Below are 3,184 nucleotides of genomic sequence, written 5' to 3'. Positions count from 1 at the left end.
GTCAGGCACGACGAGGATCAGCGCGCCGCACGCGCTCATGATGAGGCCGCCGGTCAGGCACGCGCGGCGCGAGCCCACGCGCGCGATCCAGCCGCCGATGCTCGTCATCGCCGCGATCGAGCCGCCCGCCACGGCGAAGAGTGCATACGAGAGCAGCGCCGGGCTCAGGTGGAACTTGTCGCGCACCGTGGGCACGTGCACGCCCCACGAGGCGTACATCATGCCCGCGATGAAAAAGAGCGCCATCGTCGCGATGCGGGCGCGCTGGCGAGTAGCGGAGGGCAGCGCGCGGTGATGAGCGGCGGGGCTGGCAACGGCGAGGGTTGGATCGGTGGGGCGGTCGGACACTGGGAGTTCCAGTCAGAAGAGAGGTCGGGGCGCAGGAAGGCGACTGAAAGCAAACGTCGATTCTAGCGAAGGTGCCCGTGGGCTGCCGAAGCCGCGTGCGCGGCGGCAACTGCTCTATTATCGGAAAGTGCCGGATTGCCCTGCCTTGCGCCAGTGCGCCCGCCATTGCGCTGCCGGTGCACCGCCGATACGCCATTGGCGGACCGCCCGCCCGCTTCATCGTTCGAGGACGCGCCCTTGAAGATCCCTGCACACGCACCGCTGCATCTGCTGCACCAAACGTCCACCGGCACGCTCGCGACGCACTCGCGCGAGCCGCACGGCTTTCCGTATCCCACGTTGCTGCCGTTCGCGCCCGACGAGCGGCACCGCCCGGTGATTCTCGTGAGCCGGCTCGCCGAGCACACGCGCAATCTGCTCGAGGACTCGCGCGCGGGGTTTCTCGTCGCGCACGCAAGCGACGCCGACGTGCTGAACGCGCCTCGCGCCACGCTGCTCGGCCGCTTCGAACCCGTCGATGCCGCCGGCCACGAGGCAATCGCACGCCGCTACCTGCGCTATCACGCGGACGCCGCGCGCTATCTCGCGCTCGGCGACTTCACGTTCTGGGTTATGCGGGTCGAGCGGCTGCGCTATATCGGCGGCTTTGGCGCGATGGGCTGGATGGAAGGTGCCGATCTCGACGCGCTCCAACCGCTCGCCGCCCACGACGAACACACGTTGATCGGCTTCTTCGAAGCGCATCCGGCGCGGCGAGCCGGGCTGGAGCTGGCGGGCGTCGATCGTTACGGCGCCGATCTCGTGGTCGACGGCGCACGCACGCGTTTTGTTTTCGAGGCGCCGCAAGCCGACCTGCGATCCTTGCATGCGGTGCTTGCGGATTGCATCGAGCGTCATGCATCGTGACCTTGTTTTCGCGCCCGTGTGCGCTGCCGCTGGCCGCATTTTTAGAGGAGGGATTCTTGTTGCGTCGCGGCAAATCGCTTCTCGTTGCCCGTGAACTGCTCGAAGTTCTCATGCGATGAAATGTTTGACGGATTTCAAACCAGTTAATTTTCATCCGCTGGCAATTATGAGATGAGATTTAACTGGCAAACGTGGCATTTAGTAAAAATACCGATTTGCACGAAATGGCAATGAGTTAGAACCTTGCGGACAGGGTGGCGGATTCGATATCGGGTTTAAATTATTTTTATTGTCCGTTCGCTTCCCGACATTCGATTTTGTGTTAATCTCGCCTCCGATTTCCGAGGCAAGCAGCTATCAATCGGCATACTGGCGTGAGATCAGTAGCCATTATGATCAAACCACAAGGGCACCTATGTCTTCCTACAAGGAACTCCTCGCTCAGCGAGAAAAGCTGGAAAAGCAGATTGAAGAGGCGAAGGCACGCGAATATGCCGAGGTCCTCGACGAAATCAAGCAAAAAATGGCCGACTACGGCATTACTCTCGCAGAACTAGGCGGCAGCCGCACCAGCAGCAAGGCCGCGAAGGCCAGCCGCTCGCGCGCGAGCGTCGCACCGAAATACCGCGATCCCGATAGCGGCAACACGTGGTCGGGCCGCGGCAAGCCGCCGCGCTGGATTGCAGGTCAGGATCGCGATCGTTTCCTGATCCAGAAGTAAATCGCCAGGTGCCGCGCCGTTCGATGGCGCCGGCCAGAAGGCGAGCTGGCAGCGGATCTGTGGATCCGCAAGGCAGAAAGCCGCGCAGTCAGGGGACGCGCGGCTTTTTGTTTTGTCCGGACACGCAGGCGGTGACTGCATTTCCTCAGTTTGAATGCGAATACGTCGTGTTCTTGTAGGCAACTGATTTAAAAGAGTTTTTTAGGGGCATTCATGAAATTGTCCGGTGCCGCACCTACAATTGCGGTTATTCCCCAATTTCCTGGATTCAGCCTGCATGACTTCTTCCGCCGCCGAGCCGTTATCAGTTAAACACGAGGTTGCGCGCCGGACCACGTTGGTCAGCGTTGTCGTCAATAGCGTGCTGGTGGTGCTGCAAATCGTCGTCGGCGTGTTTGCGCATTCGCAAGCTTTGATCGCCGACGGCATTCATTCACTGGCCGATCTCGTCTCGGATTTCGTTGTGCTGCTGGCCAACCGGCATAGTGGCGCAAAACCGGATGCCGATCACAACTACGGCCACAGCCGCTATGAAACGGTTGCCTCATTATTTCTCGGCGCATTATTGATTGCCGTGGGCGTTGGCATGCTGGCGCGCGCCGGCACGCGCATCGCGCACCTCGGCGATATTCCGCCGCTGCACGCGAGCGCGCTGGTCGTCGCGCTGCTCGTGCTGGTTTCCAAGGAAGGACTCTTTCGCTACATGCTGCGCGAGGCGCAGCGTGTGCGCTCGGCCATGCTGATCGCCAACGCATGGCACGCGCGCTCGGACGCGGCTTCGTCGCTCGTGGTGGCGCTCGGCATCGTGGGTAGCCTCGCGGGCGTGCGGCTGCTCGATCCGATCGCCGCGGCCATCGTCGGCTTCATGGTCGCGCGCATGGGCTGGGTGTTCGGCTGGGACGCGTTGCAGGACCTCTCCGACCGCGCGCTCGACGAAGCCACCGCCGCCGATCTGCGCGCGCTCCTCATGGGCACGCCGGGCGTGCTCGACGTGCACGAGATGCGCACGCGCAAGACCGGCGACCTCGCGCTCGTGGACGCGCACATCCTCGTCGATCCGCTCATTTCGGTTTCGGAAGGGCATTACATCGCGGAGGCCGCGCGTGCGCGCGTGCTCACCGACTCGCGCGTGCTCGACGCGCTGATCCACGTCGATCCCGAGGACGACATGAACGCGCGCTCGGTGGCCAACCTGCCGCCGCGCGGCGA

4 protein-coding genes are annotated in these 3,184 nt (G+C 63.0%); 3 read left to right on the top strand and 1 reads right to left on the bottom strand.

Annotation, left to right across the window (positions count from 1 at the left end; genetic code table 11):
• Positions 1 to 348, bottom strand: a 348-nt coding sequence (locus VMJ11_RS07805) for an MFS transporter (protein ID WP_325618600.1), incomplete at its 3' end; no start/stop codon positions are given.
• Between the two features lie 237 nt (positions 349 to 585).
• Between VMJ11_RS07805 and VMJ11_RS07800 the strand changes: the two genes are divergently transcribed.
• The 3 genes from VMJ11_RS07800 to VMJ11_RS07790 all read left to right on the top strand — a co-directional run.
• Positions 586 to 1,254 carry a HugZ family protein gene (locus VMJ11_RS07800; RefSeq protein ID WP_325618598.1) on the top strand — a complete coding sequence of 223 codons (669 nt, stop codon included), beginning with the start codon at positions 586 to 588 and terminating at the stop codon, positions 1,252 to 1,254.
• Positions 1,255 to 1,669: 415 nt separating this feature from the next.
• Complete coding sequence (locus VMJ11_RS07795) at positions 1,670 to 1,975, top strand: H-NS histone family protein (RefSeq protein ID WP_325618602.1); 306 nt, start codon at positions 1,670 to 1,672, stop codon at positions 1,973 to 1,975.
• A 277-nt stretch (positions 1,976 to 2,252) separates the two neighbouring features.
• A partial coding sequence (locus tag VMJ11_RS07790; RefSeq protein WP_325618596.1) for a cation diffusion facilitator family transporter occupies positions 2,253 to 3,184 on the top strand: 932 nt, incomplete at its 3' end.

The organism is Paraburkholderia sp. (genome assembly GCF_035501035.1).
Taxonomy (GTDB): Bacteria; Pseudomonadota; Gammaproteobacteria; order Burkholderiales; family Burkholderiaceae; genus Paraburkholderia.
This window is presented reverse-complemented; position numbering and strand designations above follow the sequence as displayed.